General features: G+C 40.6%; 17 protein-coding genes and 1 riboswitch. Of the genes, 7 read left to right on the forward strand and 10 right to left on the reverse strand.

The annotated features are described in order from the left end of the window. Positions 1–17: 17 nt before the first annotated feature. Positions 18–2,342 carry an accessory Sec system translocase SecA2 gene (gene secA2, locus BN1609_RS11850; protein WP_088840892.1) on the reverse strand — a complete coding sequence of 775 codons (2,325 nt, stop codon included), beginning with the start codon at positions 2,340–2,342 and terminating at the stop codon, positions 18–20. A 469-nt stretch (positions 2,343–2,811) separates the two neighbouring features. Between secA2 and BN1609_RS11855 the strand changes: the two genes are divergently transcribed. Both BN1609_RS11855 and BN1609_RS11860 read left to right on the forward strand, forming a co-directional pair. After that, entirely contained in the window at positions 2,812–4,458 is a 1,647-nt protein-coding gene (locus BN1609_RS11855) for a LysM peptidoglycan-binding domain-containing protein (protein ID WP_088815568.1), read from the forward strand. Positions 4,459–4,517: 59 nt separating this feature from the next. After that, positions 4,518–5,702, forward strand: coding sequence for a class I SAM-dependent rRNA methyltransferase (locus tag BN1609_RS11860; protein ID WP_088810583.1), 1,185 nt, complete (start codon positions 4,518–4,520; stop codon positions 5,700–5,702). A gap of 36 nt (positions 5,703–5,738) precedes the next feature. Here the strand turns inward: BN1609_RS11860 and BN1609_RS11865 are convergent, their stop codons facing one another. Next, positions 5,739–6,392 (reverse strand): alpha/beta hydrolase, encoded by a 654-nt coding sequence (locus BN1609_RS11865; protein WP_088840893.1) that lies wholly within the window; start codon positions 6,390–6,392, stop codon positions 5,739–5,741. 164 nt (positions 6,393–6,556) lie between these two features. On the opposite strand from BN1609_RS11865, the gene BN1609_RS11870 reads away from it, so the two are divergent. Together BN1609_RS11870 and BN1609_RS11875 are read left to right on the forward strand one after the other, a co-directional pair. Further along, entirely contained in the window at positions 6,557–7,285 is a 729-nt protein-coding gene (locus BN1609_RS11870) for a threonine/serine exporter family protein (RefSeq protein ID WP_088810621.1), read from the forward strand. 12 nt (positions 7,286–7,297) lie between these two features. Beyond that, on the forward strand, positions 7,298–7,750 hold the full coding sequence (locus BN1609_RS11875) for a threonine/serine exporter family protein (protein ID WP_088810585.1): 453 nt from the start codon (positions 7,298–7,300) through the stop codon (positions 7,748–7,750). 28 nt (positions 7,751–7,778) lie between these two features. Here the strand turns inward: BN1609_RS11875 and BN1609_RS11880 are convergent, their stop codons facing one another. From BN1609_RS11880 to BN1609_RS11895, 4 genes are all read right to left on the reverse strand, one after another. Then, positions 7,779–8,489: an ankyrin repeat domain-containing protein gene (locus tag BN1609_RS11880; protein ID WP_088810586.1), complete on the reverse strand. Its 711-nt coding sequence runs from the start codon at positions 8,487–8,489 to the stop codon at positions 7,779–7,781. A 15-nt stretch (positions 8,490–8,504) separates the two neighbouring features. After that, complete coding sequence (locus tag BN1609_RS11885) at positions 8,505–9,191, reverse strand: response regulator transcription factor (RefSeq protein WP_088810587.1); 687 nt, start codon at positions 9,189–9,191, stop codon at positions 8,505–8,507. Further along, entirely contained in the window at positions 9,188–10,654 is a 1,467-nt protein-coding gene (locus BN1609_RS11890) for a cell wall metabolism sensor histidine kinase WalK (protein ID WP_088839132.1), read from the reverse strand. The genes BN1609_RS11885 and BN1609_RS11890 overlap by 4 nt, the downstream gene beginning before the upstream one ends. A gap of 116 nt (positions 10,655–10,770) precedes the next feature. Continuing rightward, positions 10,771–11,073: a hypothetical protein gene (locus tag BN1609_RS11895; RefSeq protein WP_088840894.1), complete on the reverse strand. Its 303-nt coding sequence runs from the start codon at positions 11,071–11,073 to the stop codon at positions 10,771–10,773. Positions 11,074–11,453: 380 nt separating this feature from the next. Here BN1609_RS11895 and BN1609_RS11900 point away from each other — a divergent pair, with 380 nt between their 5' ends. Both BN1609_RS11900 and BN1609_RS11905 read left to right on the forward strand, forming a co-directional pair. Next, complete coding sequence (locus BN1609_RS11900) at positions 11,454–11,876, forward strand: MarR family winged helix-turn-helix transcriptional regulator (RefSeq protein WP_088839130.1); 423 nt, start codon at positions 11,454–11,456, stop codon at positions 11,874–11,876. 12 nt (positions 11,877–11,888) lie between these two features. Then, positions 11,889–13,049, forward strand: coding sequence for an MFS transporter (locus tag BN1609_RS11905; protein ID WP_088840895.1), 1,161 nt, complete (start codon positions 11,889–11,891; stop codon positions 13,047–13,049). Between the two features lie 100 nt (positions 13,050–13,149). Here BN1609_RS11905 and BN1609_RS11910 read toward each other — a convergent pair whose 3' ends face one another. After that, complete coding sequence (locus tag BN1609_RS11910) at positions 13,150–13,878, reverse strand: GntR family transcriptional regulator (protein ID WP_088810592.1); 729 nt, start codon at positions 13,876–13,878, stop codon at positions 13,150–13,152. Between the two features lie 51 nt (positions 13,879–13,929). Then, positions 13,930–15,321: a glycoside hydrolase family 1 protein gene (locus tag BN1609_RS11915; protein ID WP_088810593.1), complete on the reverse strand. Its 1,392-nt coding sequence runs from the start codon at positions 15,319–15,321 to the stop codon at positions 13,930–13,932. Between the two features lie 341 nt (positions 15,322–15,662). Then, positions 15,663–15,764: riboswitch (purine riboswitch) on the forward strand. Between the two features lie 65 nt (positions 15,765–15,829). Here BN1609_RS11915 and BN1609_RS11920 point away from each other — a divergent pair. Further along, positions 15,830–17,125, forward strand: a complete 1,296-nt coding sequence (locus BN1609_RS11920) for an NCS2 family permease (protein WP_088840896.1) — start codon at positions 15,830–15,832, stop codon at positions 17,123–17,125. A 41-nt stretch (positions 17,126–17,166) separates the two neighbouring features. On the opposite strand, the gene BN1609_RS11925 is transcribed toward BN1609_RS11920, so the two are convergent. Together BN1609_RS11925 and BN1609_RS11930 are read right to left on the reverse strand one after the other, a co-directional pair. Beyond that, positions 17,167–18,318, reverse strand: a complete 1,152-nt coding sequence (locus BN1609_RS11925) for an ABC transporter permease (RefSeq protein WP_088810595.1) — start codon at positions 18,316–18,318, stop codon at positions 17,167–17,169. Beyond that, positions 18,315–19,190 carry an ABC transporter ATP-binding protein gene (locus BN1609_RS11930; protein WP_088810596.1) on the reverse strand — a complete coding sequence of 292 codons (876 nt, stop codon included), beginning with the start codon at positions 19,188–19,190 and terminating at the stop codon, positions 18,315–18,317. The genes BN1609_RS11925 and BN1609_RS11930 overlap by 4 nt, the downstream gene beginning before the upstream one ends. Positions 19,191–19,228 lie beyond the last annotated feature (38 nt).

Raw genomic sequence — 19,228 nt, forward strand, 5'->3', positions numbered from 1 at the left:
GTCTTAAGAAGGAAAATTTAGCCCATAATAAGTCCATCTGGGTCGAGTTCTAAAAGCGCATGCGCGAAAAAGAAATGATAGTCCGCTTGAAATTTCTCGAATAAATGGGCGCCTTCTTTTTGATACATCACGAGCGGATCAAGCTGCCCGTATGCACGCAAATGAATCCCTTCGCGTAGTTGCACCATTTCATCTAAATGGATAACCCACATTTGATCCATCAAATTTAAATATACCTCTTTTTCAATCATGCTAATCGTATTCACAGGAAATTTCCGGCGCTGTTTTTGATGCCATTCCAGAATTTTCTTGCCTACTTCTTCCGGTTCCATCAATGTCACTTCATCAAAAGTATACGGAAATTTCGTTCCACCAAGCAGCTCTTTTTGCCGCTCATAAAGTTCTTCTTGTTCAAATTCGTCCTTGGCCTCACGAAACGTTCGTTCAGCAACTTCTAACAAGATTTTTTCAGAAGAAATTTCTAACCGGTGTTGCTCTAACAGGCGGTCGCGTTCTTTGTAAACCATCTTGCGCTGCAAATCAATCACTTCATCATACGATAAAAGATCTTTTCGAAGGTCATAATTGGCGCCTTCAATCCGTTTTTGTGCATCTAAAATAAAGCCATTAATTCTTGATGAGTTAACGGGCTTGCCGTCTTTTGGGTGGCGACGCTTCAATTTGAAACGATATTTTTCCCATTTCTTACTATCAAATTGCTCTAACAAGTCGTCTTCGATAGACACCATGAATTTGCTGAAACCCGGGTCCCCACGTCTACCTGAACGCCCCATTAGCTGCAAATCAATTCGGCGGCTCTCATGTCGCTCCGTGCCGATGACAGCAAGACCGCCAAGCTTATGAACGCTTGGACTAAGCTTAATATCGGTTCCGCGTCCCGCCATGTTCGTCGCAAGTGTCACCATACCAGGTTCACCTGCACGCGCAATAATTTCGGCCTCTTGTGCATGGTTTTTCGCATTTAACACTTGATGCGGGATACCCGCGTTTGTTAACAATTCGCTAATCCACTCATTGCTTTTGATTGATGAGGTCCCAATTAGGGTTGGCTGGCCCTTCTCATAGCGCCACGACACTTCGTAAACAATCGCACGCCCTTTTTCTTTTTTGGAATAAAATACATCGTCTGGCATGTCTTCTCGGTTCACTCGCAAATTGGTTGGGATGACTACCACATCGAGGCCGTAAATCTGCCTAAATTCCTCTTCTTCCGTTTTGGCTGTGCCGGTCATTCCAGCGATTTTTTTATACATCCTAAAGTAGTTTTGTATTGTAATAGTCGCAAGTGTGCGCGATTCTTCGTTGACTGTTACGCCTTCTTTAGCCTCAATGGCCTGATGGAGCCCGTCATTAAAACGGCGTCCCGGAAGCGCCCGCCCAGTGTGCGGATCAACAATGAGCACTTCGTCATTAAGTACGACATAATCTTTATCTTTATGCATCAAATGATGTGCACGAAGAAGCAGCATCGTAATGCGCAATAACGGCTGATTTTCCGCCGCATAGAGCGAATCTACTTGCCAAAACATTTCAGCCTTTTCAATTCCTGCATCGTTTAGCCAGACGAGCCTTTTATGTTCATCAATTTCATAATCATCTTTTAACATTTTCGCCATCAACTTATTGGCTTTTTCATACATTGTTAAGTCTTCTTCTTTATGATCCGAAATAAGAAGCGGTGTGCGCGCCTCATCAATTAAAATCGAATCCGCTTCATCGATTAAAACGAAATCTAGGCCTGTCTGAACTTTATCGTCTAGCTGCCGCACCATGTTGTCGCGCAAGTAGTCAAAGCCAAATTCAGAAGCGGTGCCGTAAATAACATCCGCAGTATAAATTGCTTTTTTTTGGTCCTTCTCTAATCCAGCTACATTAAGCGCAACTGAAATCCCTAAATATTCCAGTACCTGTCCAATTTCTTCGCGGTCGCGTCGTGCCAAATATTCATTGGCTGTAATTAAATGCACCCGCCCTGAACGCAAAACTTCTATGTACATGACGAAAAGTGAAACGAGGGTTTTTCCTTCCCCAGTTTTCATTTCGGCGATTTTACCGTCACCTAAAACGAGGGCTCCAATGAGTTGGACAATAACAGCTTCTAAGCCCACAATTCGTTTTGCTGCTTCTCTGACAAGGGCAAAAATATTAATTTTATCTCGTAAAGTCATTTCTTGCGTTTCAAATTTTTCGCGCCAAATTCGCGTCTGCTCCTGCAATTCGGCTTGTTCCATGTTGATGTATAAACCTTCTTTGCGAACAATTTGTCGCGCGATTTCGCGATATTCGCGAACGATTTTGCGATCATCAAAATTCTGTTTCATTTTTTCCCCTCCGTAAAGTTATTATACATCATTCATGAATTATTTTAGAGTATTTAATGTTTGTTTATGTTACATGAAACGGAAAGTCTCACTACGTCTTCATTTTACGCCCTGCAAAATGGACATTCTTTTTTTATAAATCATTCATAAAAATGAATATTACAATTTGATTAAATTTTTCTATTGTCTTTTTAAAATAGGTTTCCTTTTACGAAACTTTGTTCAACCTTTAGCAACTTTTGTTTCTCAACCAAAAGTTCCATGGCAATACGTCAGAAGACCGAGGAATATACGTTCGTGTCCTTCTTTCATTACAGCTTTATTACAACAAGCTGGTATAGTCCGATATTCCTCGTTTTGAAATCATTCGCTTGTTTGTTTTTTAGCTTTAAACTGGGTAAAATGGGTATTAATCGGTATACATACAAGTTTTAACTGAGTTTTTTGAAAAGAGAGGGGTTATACAAATATGAAAAAAGCGACTATCGCTACTGCTACTGCGGGGATTGCCGTAACAGCTTTTGCGGCTCCAACAATTGCCTCTGCTAGCAGTGTTGTTGTGGAGTCTGGTGATACATTATGGGGAATTGCGGAAGCCAATGATACGACTGTTGATTCTTTAAAACAATTAAACAATTTGGATTCAGATAAGATTTTTCCGGGTCAAAAACTTGTCGTGAGTGAAGTAAAAGAAGAAAAATCTGAGAAATCTGTTTCTGCAACTTGGTTGAACGTCCGTAAAGGGCCTAGCGTAGACAATCAAATTGTAACATCGCTTAAAGGTGGTACAAAAGTAACTGTTGAATCTACTGAAGCAAACGGCTGGAATAAAATTACATTTGCTGACGGAAAAACAGGTTATGTAAATGGAAAATTCTTAGGTGAAGCAAAAGTGGCTGCTCCTGCTCCAAAAGTGGAAAAGGAAACTACTCAACCAGCTAGTGAACAAAAAGCTGCTCCTGTAGTCGAAGAAGCTAATCTTTCTACTTACACGGTTAAAAGTGGTGACACGCTTTGGGCGCTGTCAGTTAAATTTGGTACTTCTGTCCAAAATATTATGTCTTGGAATAATTTATCCTCTTCTTCTATTTACGTTGGACAAAACTTAGCTGTAAAAGAAAGTGCTGCCAAAACGGTTGCACCGAAACAAGCAACAACTGCTCCGGCTGAAACAAGCCAAGTGGCTGAAAAAGAAACAACTAAAGCGCCTGCTGCTGAACAAGTAGCGGTACCGTCTGTTGATGTGAATGCGTCTAGCTACACGGTTAAAAGTGGCGATTCTTTAAGCAAAATTGCGGGTCTTTTCGGTACTTCTGTTGCTAATTTGAAAGCTTTAAACAACCTTTCTAGCGATGCTATCGTTGTTGGGGACGTTTTAAAAGTTAAAGGTGAAGTGAAAGCTGCTGCACCTGCTCAAACTGAAAAAGCAGAAGCGCCTAAACAAGAGACGACAACACAAGCGCCTGCTAAAGTAGAAACGCCACAAGCACCTTCTATCAATACAAATGCATCGAGCTATACGGTTCGTAGCGGTGATTCTTTAAGTAAAATTGCTAGCATTTTTGGTACTAGCGTTTCGAAATTAAAAGCTTTAAATGGGCTAACAAGTGATAATTTACAAGTTGGGCAAGTACTTAAAGTAAAAGGCACTGTTCCTGCTACTAACGTATCGACACCAACAAATACGACTTCAAATACAAGCAAACCAAGTCAAAACACAAATACTGGTTCTAGCCAAGCAAGCTCAAGTTCGAGCTACAGCGCTTTAATTGCTGAAGCGCAAAAGCACTTGGGTAAAAGTTATAGCTGGGGTGGAAATGGCCCTACTACATTCGATTGCTCTGGTTACACTAAATACGTATTTTCTAAAATCGGCGTGAATTTATCTCGCACATCTGGTTCCCAGTATGCTCAAGCAACGAAAGTTTCTGCTGCTCAAGCGAAACCAGGCGATTTAGTATTCTTCGATTATGGTAGTGGTATTTCACACGTTGGGATTTATGTTGGTGGCGGTCAAATGATCAACGCACAAAACGCTGGCGTGAAATATGACAATATTTATGGAACTGGCTGGGGCAAATACCTTGTAGGTTTTGGTCGCGTAGCTAATTTCTAATTGGAACACAGTCTAAAGCTTCCTACAATGTGTAGGAAGCTTTTTTATGGAGTGATTAGATGGAAGAACTAACTTTGCAAGTGGCACCTAAATATGTGAAGCGATATCAGAGCGGGTTCCCACTCGTGCAGCGCGAAATGATTGTGAATTGGCCAAAGCAAATTGCGGAAGGACAAATTTTGCGTCTTGTGTCGCCGAATAAAGCGTTTCTTGGGAAAGCGTATTACGGGAAACAAAATAAGGGGGATGGCTGGGTTTTCTCCCGCAATGAAGACGAAACGCTGTCTACCGAGTTTTTTCGCGCACTTTTACAGGAAGCGGTACAAAATCGGCAGGAACTTTTTCACGATGACACCACAACGGCTTTTCGCCTTTTTAACGGAGAAGGTGACGGGCTTGGTGGTCTAACAATTGATTATTATGATGGCTTTCTGCTTCTGCAGTGGTACAGCGCGGGGATTTACAGCTACCAAAAAGCGCTTTTGCGCGCCATGTTTGACCAACCTTTTGTGAAAGGCATTTACGAGAAAAAGAGATTTCTCCGGGAGGAAAACACACACGATTTTGTTGGCGGTGACGTGCCAGAATTTCCGTTACTTGTGAAAGAAAACGGCATGACGTACGCGACCTATTTAAATGATGGGTGGATGACGGGGATTTTCCTTGATCAGCGCAATGTCAGACGGCGAATCATGGAAGAATTTGCTAGTCAAAAAAACGTGCTGAATACATTTTCCTACACGGGCGCATTTTCCGTTGCGGCTTTGTACGGCGGCGCATTAAATACGACAAGCGTGGATGTTGCAAAACGAAGCGTGGCCAAAACGAGCGAACAATTTGTTGTGAACGGTTTTAATCCCGAAGAACAATCGATTTTAGTGTGGGACGTATTCGAATACATGAAGTTCGCCAAACGAAAAAATATGCTGTTCGATTTAGTCATCGCCGACCCACCAAGCTTTGCGCGTACAAAGAAAATCACGTTTAGTGTCGCAAAAGATTACGGAACGCTGATGGAAGAATTAATTAGCATTACAGCACCAAATGGCACCATCATTGCCTCGACAAACTATGCGAATTTTTCACTCAAAAAGTTTAAAGAAATCATTTCGGCTGCCTTTAAAGAAAGCAAGCGTACTTTCAAAATCCGTGAAACGCACACGCTTCCAAGTGATTTTAAAGTCCACCCTGAATTTCCAGAAGGCAACTACTTAAAAGTGCTCATTTTGGAACTTGATATCTAAACAAAAAAATAAGAGTAGGGAAAAATTCCCCTATTCTTATTTTTTTTGCGTTTTCGGTTGAACGAGTTTATCCAGCCAAATTTCGAGCTCGTCTTCTTCGGCTTCTTTTAAATGATGGCCTGTAAAAAAGCTATGAAACTCGACTTTATTCGAGATGGTTTTTAGAAAGCGTGTTAAGTTTTCTGCTTCTTCAATTGGTACTGCGATATCTTGCGTTCCGTGTGCCACAAAAAACGGTGTGTTTTTCAAAAGTAAATTTTGGGGTAAATCTTTTGTATAGGCTAAAAAGCGCGAGCTAAGAAGTGCTGCACCGCTTATTTTGCCACCGTAACGTAACATTAAATCGAGTGTAACCATTGCCCCTTGGTCAAAGCCGACCAGAAAAGTATCTTTTTCATTAATGGTATCGTATTTTGTTATAATATCGTGCATAAATTGCAGGACTTCTTTTGAAACTTCATGAATTTCATTCGCGCTTGGTTCACCTTCTGTCGCCATGTGGTAAAAACCATAACTTGGGCCATATTCCACCTTACCACGAAGTGCAACAACAACGTAACGATCCATCATAATTTCTAAAACGCCTGGTACATCTAATTCGTCTCCGCCAAACCCATGGAGAGCAAAAATGACAGGAAAAGTTTCACCATCTTTCCTTCCGATTGGCTCACAAATATCATACGTAAACATAAATATCCCCCTATAATCAGCTAAATATAGTTATTCTTTACCCCCAAACTCCACAATTTATACATAAAAAGACTAGAATTTCTTAGTAATCTAGGTTAGGATAAAGTACAGTGCTTATTTTTTTAAAAAAGGAGGGAATTTTTTTGGAGAAAAATCGCGATTTTATGCTCGAAACTTGCCTAATGGCCGGTAAAATCATGATGGAGAGTGGCGCGGAAATTTATCGTGTGGAAGATACGATGAACCGAATTGCCGATGCTGCAACTCAAAAAAAAGGCGTTAGTTTTGCGACGCCAACTGGGATTTTCATGTCCGTTGAAGGCGAACACAACCTCCAATTACAACCGATTCCAACAAGAACTATCAATTTGGAAAAAGTTTCCCTAGTCAATGATCTTTCCCGCGAATTCGCGGCTAACCATATTTCATTAGAAGAACTAAATACCAGTTTAAAAAAATTAGAATACGATACACGCTTCTTCCCGCTTTGGCTGCAAATTTTATCGGCGGGTCTTGTGAGCGGCGCGCTGATGATTATTTTTGGTGGTTCATTAGTGGATTTCATTAGTACGTGTTTAATTGGCGCGACTGGCTTCATTATTTTTTACTACACGGCCGAATGGTTGAAAGTGAAGTTTTTAGCTGAATTTTTCGCCTCGTTTATTGTCGGTATTCTCGCTGTTTTTGTTGTACACGTTCATCTTGGCGTTAATTTAGACAAAATTATTATTGGTGGTGTTATGCCGCTTGTTCCGGGTGTCCCGATTACGAATGCGGTGCGGGATTTGCTGGCGGGGCACTTGCTTAGTGGAATGGCGCGCGGGACGGAGGCGCTTTTAACTTCTGGTGCGATTGGAATTGGGATTGCGGTTGTTTTCCGCTTTTTCACGTGAGGAGGGGCTTTCATGATTTTAACGATTCTTGTTCAATTTATTTTTAGTTACTTAGCAACGGTCACGTTCGCGATTATTACGAATGTCCCTAAAAAGGCACTGAATGCGTGCGGACTTACGGGCGCTTTTGGTTGGATGCTTTTTTATGCTTTAAATAAATTTGGTAGCGGAACGGTGATGGCCACAATTGCGGGCGCTTTCGTCGTCGCGGTGGCGAGTCACTTTTTCGCAAAATATAAGCATATGCCGATTACAATTTTCAACGTTCCCGGTATTGTGCCGCTTGTTCCCGGAAGTTTGGCTTTTCAAGCTGTAAGAAACTTTGTTTTGGGCGAGTATACGGTGGCAATTGGCTTTTCTGTACAAGTCGCAATGGTAGCAGGTGCCATTGCGGCTGGGCTGATGCTATCTGAGGTATTTAATCATAGTATTCGGCGTTTTAGGGAGCATAAGGAGAAGTTTTAAAAGAGCAGAAACATTCGTTTCTGCTCTTTTATTCTTGCAACAAACCCATCATCGCCTGATTTTGCTGTTGTTTCGCGTAATCAAGTGCGGTCATGCCGTTATTGTCACGCAATTCTTTATTTGCGCCACCTTCTAGAAGTTCCGCGACAATTTGTTGATACAGTTTGGAGCCATCTGTTAGTGCGACGGCTTCAATTAGCGCAGTGTAACCAAAATTGTTTTGATGGTCAATATCAGTTGACGGGTGAGCTAAAAGGAGTTTCACATTGTCTAAATGACCTTTTTCAGCAGCGGGAATCAATGCGTTGCCGCCGTATCGGTTCACTTTTTTCACATCTGGCGTTTTATTTTCTAGCATAAAAGTTAAAATTTCAGTTCGCCCCTGTGCTCCGGCATATAAAAATGGACTGTCTTGAATGCTGTCTTGCACGTTTATGTCGGCGCCGTTTTCCATTAAATAGATGGCCATTTCTGGATAATTTTTATGCGTTGCGATTAAAAGTGGGGTTTCCCCTTGCGCGTTTTGTTCATCAATGACCACATTCTCTTGATTTTCGACAATGTGTTTCACTGCCGCTAAATCATTGGCACTTGTGGCTTTAAGCAGTGTTCCGTCCACAAATTCAGCTTTTTCCATCGTTTTAACCTCCGTTTTCGTCTTTTCCGGTTTTAAATTCGCCTCATTTTGACAGGCAGCGAGAATCATGATGCTAAAAAGACTAAAAAATACTTTTTTCATGGTTATCACTACTTTCTAGGCATTAAATCGGTAACCCGAACCCCAAATAGTCTCCAAATAGGTCGGATTTTTAGAATCAAGCTCAATTTTTTCACGAATGCGCTTAATATGCACGACAACCGTTGAAGTATCACCAAAGGCGTCAAAACCCCAGATTTTTTCAAAAAGCGCTTCTTTGTTAAAAACTTGGTTTACATTTTGCATCAAAAATTTCAACAGTTCGAATTCCTTCGTTGTAAAGGTGACTTCCTCGCCAGAAACGTAAACTTTATGTGAACGGCCATCTAGTTCAATGTCGCGGATCACAATTTGGTCGGCACTCTCCTTCCGACTTGTTAGCCGGTCAAAACGGGCAAGGTGGGCTTTCACACGGGCGACAAGTTCGCTAGGGCTGAATGGTTTGGTGATGTAATCATCTGCGCCTAATCCGAGCGCCCTAATTTTATCGATGTCTTCTTTTTTCGCGGACACCATTAAAATCGGCGTTTCAATTTTTTCGCGGAGCAACTTGCATACGTCGAAGCCCGACAATTTGGGCAGCATGACATCTAAAATAATGAGATCATAATCGCCCTCTAAACCTTCTGTGAGACCAGATTCGCCGTCATAACGCGTCGTCACCGCAAACTGATTGATTTCCAAATAATCGCGCTCCAAGTCCGCAATATTTTGGTCGTCTTCCACTAATAATACGCGTTTCATTGGTTTCGCTCCCCCTTTTTTAGCGTAAAGAACATTGTCGTCCCAGCGCCCACAGCGCTTTCCGCCCAAATTTCGCCGCCATGTTCCGCAATAATTTCCTTCGTAATCGCAAGCCCCAAACCGCTGCCGCCGGTCATTTGGTTCCGGGATTTCTCCACACGGTAAAAACGATCAAAAATCTTCGCCACTTCCGCTTTAGACATACCAACCCCATTGTCTTGGACGGAAATGATGACCTCCGAGTCCCCGCTACGCAAGCTCAAGCGGATTTCCTTGTTCGTTTTGTCCATGTAGCGCGTGCTGTTCTGAACGAGATTGTCGAGCACACGGCGAAGCTGCATCCGGTCCGCACGCACAAAAATGTGTTCATCTTTAAAATCACTTACGAGTTTGATGTTTTTTTGCGCCAGTTCAATCGTGTATTCGTCAACAAAATGCGTCAAAAAATCATAAATCGGAATCGATTCGAACTGAAACGGTAATTTATGCATATCGAGCTTAGAAAAAATAAATAGCTCATCAATTAGGTGGTCCACATGTTTCGCTTGACTATGAATGATACCGAGATATTGGTTTTGCCGTTCTGCCGTCTTCGCGACCCCGTCCTTTAGCCCCTCTACATATCCAATAATCGATGTAATCGGCGTCTTCAAGTCATGCGAAATACTCGTAATCAGCTCTTTTCGGTTCTCCTCGTACTTTTCTTTTTCCTTGTTCGCCTCATGTAAAGCTGACCGCAGCGACTCAAATTCATTCGCTAAGTCGTCCACTTCCCCTTTCGCATGGCTCGAAATGACGAGCGGCTCATTCAAGTCCCCGCCCCGCATAGCACTAACTTTCGCATTTAATTCCCTAAGCGGCCGAATCACCGACCGATTGAGCGACCGATTAAACAGCACAAGAAGCAAAATCGCAAGGAGAAGAATTGCGCTAATTAAAATAACGCCCCATTTCTGCATAAACTCGGAAAAACTGTTTTCCTGATTTAAAATCATCACACTACCCTTTTCTTGGTCTGGAAAATAGAAATCAAATTTTAAATAGCGAAATAAATTGCCCTTATTATCAATCGTCCCTTGGGTATAAATATTATCCGTGTCGAACTTAGGGGCGTGAACAAGAAGCGACTTGACAACTAGTCCATCCGAGTGATACAAAATTGAGTTTCCTCGTCTGATCACGATTTTTACCCCTTTTTTTTCATAATCCGTAATTTGCTTTTTTGTATCTGTCGTGAGTAATTTCGCCGGGTCATCTTTCGCCGTATTTCGCAAAGTGATGAGCGCTTCCTGCTCCGCAAATGTGATGGCTTTTTGCTCTGTTGCAGTTTTATAAAGCGTTGTCGGCACAGGCGCCTCGCCCGTTATTGCATAAAAAACCACTGCAAAAATCGCCATCAGCGCGAGGATAATAACAAACAGGCTTCCTAAAAAGGAAATTAAAAATCGTGAACGTATCCGCATTTTTCTCCCTACTTTTCAAAAAAGAACCGTATTTTACGGGCTCCAAATGATTTTCTGCTTTCATTTTACATGTCAAAAATGAACTTTTTATAAACTGGTGCTGAATAAAAAATAAATTAAATAACGTCAAAAACCTCCACCGATACTTCCTCATGTTTCAAATTATCCGAAAACCAAATCGCATTCCATTTTGGCTGACTACGTTCAAATGTCGTACGCACCTCATAGTCCTCTCTCGACGCATAATAAATATCCAAAACAACATAAACATCATCGCCGTCCGTGCGTTTAAACATCTCAATTTTTTGATTCGAAACCTCCGAATGAAATTCCGGATTACTTCCAGATTCAACAAATTTCGCCATCAGTTCTGGCAAATCCTTTTCTTTTGTCCGGTAAGTAAAGACAACTTTTATCATATCTATTCCCCCTAATTGTTCTTCTGCCTTTAGACTAGCATAAAAATAAAAAGGAAGACAGAATGAAGCTTCTATCTTCCTTTTTTCACAAGAGCTTACAAAATATAAATGTTCGGATTTCTAAAATGTTTTTTAACTTGGATATCTTCTTTTACTTCTATATCTTAGTCTATTTTTAAAGCTCCAACCTATAATCGCCGTCCGCACGAATCATACAGTGCTCCGCCATTCGCTCGCATTTAAATACATCGTGTAGTATATCATAAAAGGCATCAGAACCAATTGTACGCATAAACAAGTTGACATTTTAGTATCATTTCTTATATAATTGTCATGACAACGATTGTTATGACAATTATATAGGGATAGGAGTGTTTACTTTGCGTCAGGAGTTTGACAACCTTACTTTCAATACAACGGTAATGGCTAAAAACATGCATTTATACTTAACAAGGAACTTATCGGAATTTAATGTTACACCTGAACAATGGTCTGTTTTAAATGTAATTCAACAGAAACAGCCACTATCACAAAAAGAATTAGCTCAGTTTGTTCATAAGGATACACCTACTGTTAATCGGATTATTGATGTATTAGTAAGAAAAGAGCTTGTGACAAGCCAAACTAATTCTGAGGATCGTCGGAAAACACATATTAGTTTAACAAAAAAAGGAGAGAACGAAACAAATCAATTAAGATATGTTGTAGAAGATACTTGTAAAACTATATTTCGTCATATCAGCTCAGACGATTTGAAGCTGTGGCAACAAATTATGCTCCAAATCGACCAAAACATAAAGTAAGAAGGGATTATTTTGAATAAAAGCAGCAAATTATGGACGAAAGATTATATTTTTCTACTAATAGGAAGCCTATTTCTCTATATCGGATTTATGGTTTTTATGCCGACCTTACCAGCTCGGATTATTGAACTTGGCGGCTCGCAAGTTTCCGCGAGCCTTTCTGTTGGACTTTTTTCAGTTGTCGCACTCTTCACACGTGCTGTTTCAGGAAGTTGGAACGACCGTGTAGGCTCAAAAATTTTAATTTTGATTGGCATAGTTATTTTAATTGTATCGACTTTTAGTTTTTATTTTTCATCTGTGGTCATTCTAATTTTGATGATTCGGCTTTTACAAGGCGCCGGCTGGGGCATTAGTACGACCTCTATCGCGACTGGTGTTTCTTCTTTAGTTCCGCCAAATAGAATCGGCGAAGGGATTGGTTTTTACGGCTTAACGACGGCCTTAGGCATGTCTATTGCCCCTATTCTAGCCATTATCATTATTAATCAGTTTGATTTTAATTTTTTAATTACCTTTGCTTTACTATTTTTATGCGCAAATTTGATATTACTTTCACAAATTCATTTGAAAAAGAACAGCTCTGTTACTAAAACAAAATCTTCACTCATTGAAAAATCCGCTTTACTCCCAGCCTTTTTATGTCTGCTTTTAGCTATCCCTCTTGGTGGCATTCAAACTTTTATGATGGTATACGGGAATGAAATTCATGTATCCAATACTTGGATTTATTTTTTAGGTCAAGCGATTACGATTCTCATCAGTCGCTTTTTCGCTGGACGGCTTTATGATGTAAAGGGGCACCGCTTTGTTATTATACCTGGCGTTTTAGCCATGATAGCAGGATTAATCGTTCTTTCTATGGCATGGAATGCTTTTACACTTTTTGTAGCCGCATTAATTTTCGGACTTGGTTATGGCATGACTCAGCCAGCTCTACAGGCGCTTGCAGTCGAACGTGCCGCGCCAGAAAAGATTGGTGCAGCAAACGGTACTTTTCTTTCCGGTATGGATTTAGGCATGGCCATCGGGAGCTTCGGCTTAAGTATCGTTGCAACCTTTAGCAATTACTCCATCATGTACCTGTCTTCAATCGTCGCCCTCCTTGTTTTAGGGATCGTTTACTGGTTTACTGCTGGTATTTCTTCTGGGACTAAAAAGGGCGAGTCTTGATTTCTTTTTGTTCCTATCAGCCGCAGTTCAGCATTTCCTAACGAATTGCTTGGCAAATGAACCACCCTCAAAATTAGATTTTGGGGGTGGTTTTAGTTTGTTATCTCCGCGAAATATTTACCGTCGTGAATACAAATTTGTCATAGCGGTGTCTTGAAATGGAATATTCAAATGCGACGCCGTTGTTTAAATACACGGTTTGCTCGACGTCCATGACGGGATCGTCTTGTTGACATTTTAAATATTTATGGTCCAGTTCATTAGATTTATCCGCACGAATTTGCTTGTAGGAACTCGCGATTTTATGGTTTAGTTTATCTTGGATATAGCTGTAAATTGAACCTTCTAAAACTTCTTTTGTGAGTCCGGGTACAATTTGTACGGGCATGAATGTGTGTTCAATGACATATGGTTCGGACGCAACACTTCTGACCCGCAAGATTTCATAGACCGGCGTTTCTTTTTCCACGTGAAGTTTTTCAGCGATTTTTTCATCTGGAAAAACTACTTCAAAGCGGAGAATGATGGTGTCGACTTTTTCACCGTTCACGAGTTTTGTAAAGCCGTTCACTTCTTGACTTTGAATGTGCAGCCGTTCGGCATCAAGTGCGGACTTAATAATAAACGTGCCGTGTCCGCGCTTTCTGTATAATAAGCCTTCTAACACTAAAACTTCCAGTGCTTTTTTCATTGTCATTCGGCTGCAGTCAAATTCCTTTGCGAGCGTCATCTCATCTGGAATTGGCTTATCTAGTGGGTATTCTTGATTTTTAATGCGCGTTCTTATTTCTTCGGCGATAAAGCTATATTTTGTTTGGTTTCCTGCCATTTCAGACACCTCATCTTGAGTCTTTTTTCATAATTTTACCATAAAATGAAATTAGGCTTCAAATCCGTTTTCGGAAGCGAGTGTTTTATACCATTTGCCTGATGCTTTGATTGTCCGTTTATAGTTCTCATCTAAGTTCACTTCGACTAGGCCGTAGCGATTTTTATAGGCATTTGCCCAGCTCCAGCAATCCATGAACGTCCATAGATGGTAGCCGAGACAATTGGAACCTTCAGAAATTGCTTTATGAAGCCATTTCAAATGCGACTGAATGAACTCAATTCGGTACGTATCCTCGATAAATCCTTCAGCGTTTCGATACCGGTCTTCGCCTTCAACACCCATCCCATTTTCCGAAATAAAGAAAGGAATGTTATTGTAGTTATCGCGAATGTTGATCGCAATATCATAAATCGCTTGCTCGTAAATTTCCCAGCCACGGTACGGATTCATTTTGCGGTAAGGCATTTCGTAGTTATCAAAAAGATGCTCTGGGACAAAAGGCGCGTCTTTATGTGGCATATATTCTTTTGCTTTAACTCTGCGCGGTTGGTAATAATTGACCCCTAAAATATCGATAATATTTTCCTTAATGATGGCTAGGTCTTCCTCTGTGTAATCCGGTAAGAAATTCTTCTCACGTAACAATTCGACGAGGTCTCTTGGGAATTCGCCAAGTGTGACTGGGTCTAAGAAGCTGCGATTGAAGATTAAATCTGCCAAGTGGGCTGCACGCAAGTCCGCTTCATTTTGACTGCGCGGATAGGACGGCGTCAAGTTTAAAATAATGCCGATTTTTCCGTCTTGCTTTAATCCGTGATACGCTTTGACAGCTTTTGCGTGCGCGAGCGTTGTACCGAATCCGACTTGCACCGCACGTTTGAAGTCCACAACGTTTGGATAATGCATATCATATAAGTAACCTGCTTCAACGGGTACAATCGGCTCGTTAAATGTGAACCAATGTTTGACGCGGTCACCAAAAAGTTTAAAGCAAGTTTCGGCAAAGGTTGCATACGCGTCAATGACTTCGCGCGACTCGAACCCACCTTTTTCTTGCATCGACATTGGCATATCAAAGTGATAGAGGTTCATAAATGGTGTGACGCCTTGTGCAATCATTTCGTCAATTACGCGATTATAAAAATCAACGGCTTTCGGATTTACTTCACCGATACCGTCTGGAATGAGTCTAGACCACTGAATCGATGTACGGAATGAATTATGCCCCGTTTCTTTCATGAGCGCAATATCTTCTTTATATTGGTAATAAAAGTTAGAAGTGTTAGCTGGGCCTACGCCGTTAAAAAAGCGTCCTGGTTCTTTACTATACCAGTAATCCCAAATACTCGGTTTGCGTCCATCAACATCTGCCGCACCTTCTGTTTGCGGGCCTGATGCTGCACTACCCCACCAAAAATTTTCAGGAAATGTATACTTCATTTGAAATCCTCCAGTTCATTTTTTTCTTTTATTATACATGATTATTCTAAAAGTATAAACTAATTTATTTAAAAGTTTATATAAAAAATCCTCACCTGTTTAGATGAGGATAAAAAGACGTTAATTTTATGTATCTTACTTGCACATTTTCATTGCTATTTTTTTAAAATCCTTACAATGATGTAAACAAGAATTGCGATTATTGCGAGCATTAGAACGAATCCGACGATACTAAAACCTCCCATATGGTCACCTCTTTTTGATGTTATTTTTTCTATTATACCAAGAAAATTCATGAGGGAGGTACTTTTTCAAAATTTACATTTACAAACCCTTTTTTTTCCTCTAAAATAAAAAGATATCGTATATGTCCGAAAATAGGGTTCGGATGTTTCTACCGGGTTACCGTAAATGACCCGACTACGAGCAGAATGAATACATAGGGATCTTCCCGTATTTTTTTAGCTCGCCCTTTTTCGAATGTGATAAAAACAGGGAGGCTTTTTTAATGGACAAATTTTTTAAACTTCGCGAGAACAAAACGAATGTAAGAACTGAAATTTTGGCGGGGCTCACGACGTTCCTTTCCATGGCGTATGTCTTGTTTGTGAATCCGACAATGCTTCACACTACGGGTATGGATTTAAAGTCGGTTTTCGTAGCGACGGTGCTCGCTTCTGTTGTAGGCTCACTTCTCATGGGTCTGATTGCCAACTACCCAATTGGTTTGGCACCCGGAATGGGCTTAAACGCCTTTTTCGCCTTCACGGTATGCGCACAGTGGGGAATTCCTTGGCAGACGGCGCTTTCAGGCGTGCTCGTCTCAGGACTCGTTTTTATTTGCCTAACTGTTTCTGGAATTCGCGAAAAAGTCATCAACGCAATTCCCGCTGAACTAAAATACGCAGTTGGCGCCGGTATTGGCTTTTTCATTGCTTTTCTAGGATTAAAAAATGCAGGTATAATTGTGGCGAATGAATCGACCATTGTCGCACTTGGAAATCTTCATTCTGGCCCCGTTTTACTGGCCGTTTTCGGCATCATTATTACGGTCATTTACATGACACTCAATTTGAAGGGCGCGATTTTCTTTGGGATGGCGACTACCGCCATTGTCGGCATGCTAGTCGGTCAAATCGAAGTGCCGCACCAAATTGTCTCCGCCGTACCAAGCGTGGCACCAACATTCGGGCAGGCTATCATCCATCTTGGTGATATTTTTACTCCCCAAATGTTAATTGTGATTTTAACGTTCTTCTTCATTGATTTCTTTGATACAGCGGGAACGCTCGTTGCGGTGGCGACCCAGGCTGGCTTTGTGAAAGATAATAAAGTGCCTCGTGCAGGACGCTCGCTTTTTTCTGATTCTGTTGCGACGGTTGTTGGTGCGATTTTCGGGACTTCAACAACGACCAGTTACGTGGAATCAACGGCTGGGGTTGCGGTCGGTGGTAGAACAGGGCTTACGGCGATTGTCGTCGCAATTTGTTTCTCCTTATCGCTTTTCTTCTCGCCGCTGCTTGGCGTAATTACAAGCGCCGTCACGACACCTGCACTCGTTATTGTTGGTATTTTAATGATTGGTAACGTGGCGCATATCGATTGGTCGAAATTTGAGGTCGCGGTTCCCGCATTCTTCGTCATCTTGATGATGATTTTAACTTTCTCAATTGCGACAGGGATTGCGATTGGCTTTATCTTCTACCCAATTACGATGGTGTTAAAAGGGCGCTATAAAGAGGTCCACCCCATCATGTATGTGATGATGGCGCTGTTTATTCTTTATTTTATATTTGTTGTTTAAAAATAACGCGAATAGACTTTGAGATTTTTTTCAAAGTCTATTTATTTGTTTAAAATTAGCTTTTCATTTGTCGACAGTTTAAAAATAAGGAGCTGACATATTACAATGTACGAAAGTAAAACGCCTACACCCGTAATGACATTTATGAAACTACTTCCCAGTTTTGCACCAATATTTCCATTTGCCAAATTGACAACATCGACATACACAAACGGATTAAACATTAGTAAAATGCCTGCATCTGATTCCATTTTGCCTAGTAAAAATCCCGAACTGAAAATAAGCAAGAATATAATAATGACGCTCAAAATATTATTTCTGCAAACTAAATTGAGCACAGTCAGTAAAGAAACTAGAAATAGCACGATAAATACGGCTATTATGACGGCAGCAGCTAAAACTTCACCTTCTGTGCCAATATAAAAATCAGCACCTTTTTGAATAATAGCTGGCATTTGGAAGGTTTTAAAACCATTTTTCAAACTTGGAATCAAGTAAGCGGCGGAAAGTGTTACAAGTAGAAAAATACCGCCAGAAGTCAAGGCTACAAGTTCTTTCGTAAGCAAAACATGTCTTTTTTTGATTGGCAAACTCCAGAAAAAGCGTAATTTCCCAGAATCAATATCAGAGCCTATGACGGTCAGTGACGCCAGTAAAAAGAGCAGCGGAAAAATATACGGAAAGAGGAATTGAAGCGCACCCAATGTAAAGCCCGAACCGTTTAAATGAAATTCTGTTCCGCTGTATTCAAAATTTCCTTGGTCATATTTTTCTTTTAAAGCAATTTGCATTTCGAGTTGTTTTTCGGTCATTTCCGTATACGTATTGCCACTTCTAACATCTTGCAACAAATTTTTGTCTTCTGTAATTTGCAGTTTCAGTCTTTCTTTTGATTTCCCTTGTTTCATTGCTTCTAACTTCGCTTTTGCCACTTTTAAGTCTCGCTCATATTCACTGAGAACTTGATTTTTTGCAATTGACTTGGCCGGATCCGCCTTCACACCTTGAATCGCCATCTCAATACTTTGAATCTCCTCTTGTTCACTATTTATCTCGTTCTCTTTTTCAAAATTAAATTGTGACTGATAAAAAACAAAAAGTATCGCAATTAAACTGACGATTAAAATAAGCAAAATGAGAAATAATTTTCGTTTCATTAATTTTTGCCATTCAAAGCGGTACATATTCCTCATTCGCCGCCATCCTCCTTCTGTTCATAAATTTCATGATATAAGTGTTTCGTTTTTTCATTTTGCAACAAAATATTTGCAACATCCACCTGTAAATCATTTAAAAGCCGTGTCAAATCTATTAATTTTCCCGCCGAAATTTTAACTATAAGTAAATTTTCATCTTTCCTATTAAGCGAGTAAATCGAGTTGTGGCTTTCTAACGTTTGAATCGCCTGCGCTGTTAGTCCCGTTTTCAGCGTGATTTGATATTCCTCCAGATGCTGTTCACCCACTTCTTCTGCTTGAACAATCATTCCTTGTTTTAAAAATAAAACGGTGTCCGCAATTTCATCTATATCTGACAAAATATGGGAGGAAATAAAAATTTGCTTCCCGCTGTGCTTCAACTCTTGGATACAAAATTTAAATTCAGTGCTTACAGATGGGTCCAGTCCATTAAATGGTTCGTCTAAAATTAAAATATCCCCATCTGCAACAAGCGCCATCGCAAATAGCAATTGTTGTTTCATTCCTAAAGAATACGTGCCAACTTTTTTATTTATAAAAGGCATTATATGTAATTTCTCAACAATCTCTGTTATCTTTTTCACATTCCCATACATCCGTCCAATGAATAGAAGATGATTCATCCCTGTTAAATACGAATATAAAATGCTGTTATCTTGCATAAAATAAAGCGTTTTATTATCCTCCGTAACTAGGATTTCGCCGCTACTCGCGCAAAGGACACCGCTCATAATCCGCATTAACGTTGTTTTCCCGCTTCCATTAGGCCCGACTAAAGCAACCACTTTTCCTCGTCCTAAAGAAAAAGTGATATCGTTTAGTATATTGACCTGCCTAATACTTTTCGCTATATGGTTCATCTGCATATTCACTTACTCCTTCTACTATAAAGCAGGAATCTAGT

It is taken from the genome of Listeria sp. ILCC797 (assembly GCF_900186185.1).
GTDB classification, from domain to species: Bacteria; Bacillota; Bacilli; order Lactobacillales; family Listeriaceae; genus Listeria; species Listeria goaensis.

Bases quoted from the DNA above. Each gene is read 5' to 3' on its own strand.
- secA2 (WP_088840892.1), bottom strand. From the start codon at position 2,342: ATGAAACAGAATTTTGATGATCGCAAAATCGTTCGCGAATATCGCGAA.
- BN1609_RS11855 (WP_088815568.1), top strand. From the start codon at position 2,812: ATGAAAAAAGCGACTATCGCTACTGCTACTGCGGGGATTGCCGTAACA.
- BN1609_RS11860 (WP_088810583.1), top strand. From the start codon at position 4,518: ATGGAAGAACTAACTTTGCAAGTGGCACCTAAATATGTGAAGCGATAT.
- BN1609_RS11865 (WP_088840893.1), bottom strand. From the start codon at position 6,392: ATGTTTACGTATGATATTTGTGAGCCAATCGGAAGGAAAGATGGTGAA.
- BN1609_RS11870 (WP_088810621.1), top strand. From the start codon at position 6,557: ATGCTCGAAACTTGCCTAATGGCCGGTAAAATCATGATGGAGAGTGGC.
- BN1609_RS11875 (WP_088810585.1), top strand. From the start codon at position 7,298: ATGATTTTAACGATTCTTGTTCAATTTATTTTTAGTTACTTAGCAACG.
- BN1609_RS11880 (WP_088810586.1), bottom strand. From the start codon at position 8,489: ATGAAAAAAGTATTTTTTAGTCTTTTTAGCATCATGATTCTCGCTGCC.
- BN1609_RS11885 (WP_088810587.1), bottom strand. From the start codon at position 9,191: ATGAAACGCGTATTATTAGTGGAAGACGACCAAAATATTGCGGACTTG.
- BN1609_RS11890 (WP_088839132.1), bottom strand. From the start codon at position 10,654: ATGCGGATACGTTCACGATTTTTAATTTCCTTTTTAGGAAGCCTGTTT.
- BN1609_RS11895 (WP_088840894.1), bottom strand. From the start codon at position 11,073: ATGATAAAAGTTGTCTTTACTTACCGGACAAAAGAAAAGGATTTGCCA.
- BN1609_RS11910 (WP_088810592.1), bottom strand. From the start codon at position 13,878: ATGGCAGGAAACCAAACAAAATATAGCTTTATCGCCGAAGAAATAAGA.
- BN1609_RS11915 (WP_088810593.1), bottom strand. From the start codon at position 15,321: ATGAAGTATACATTTCCTGAAAATTTTTGGTGGGGTAGTGCAGCATCA.
- BN1609_RS11920 (WP_088840896.1), top strand. From the start codon at position 15,830: ATGGACAAATTTTTTAAACTTCGCGAGAACAAAACGAATGTAAGAACT.
- BN1609_RS11925 (WP_088810595.1), bottom strand. From the start codon at position 18,318: ATGAGGAATATGTACCGCTTTGAATGGCAAAAATTAATGAAACGAAAA.
- BN1609_RS11930 (WP_088810596.1), bottom strand. From the start codon at position 19,190: ATGCAGATGAACCATATAGCGAAAAGTATTAGGCAGGTCAATATACTA.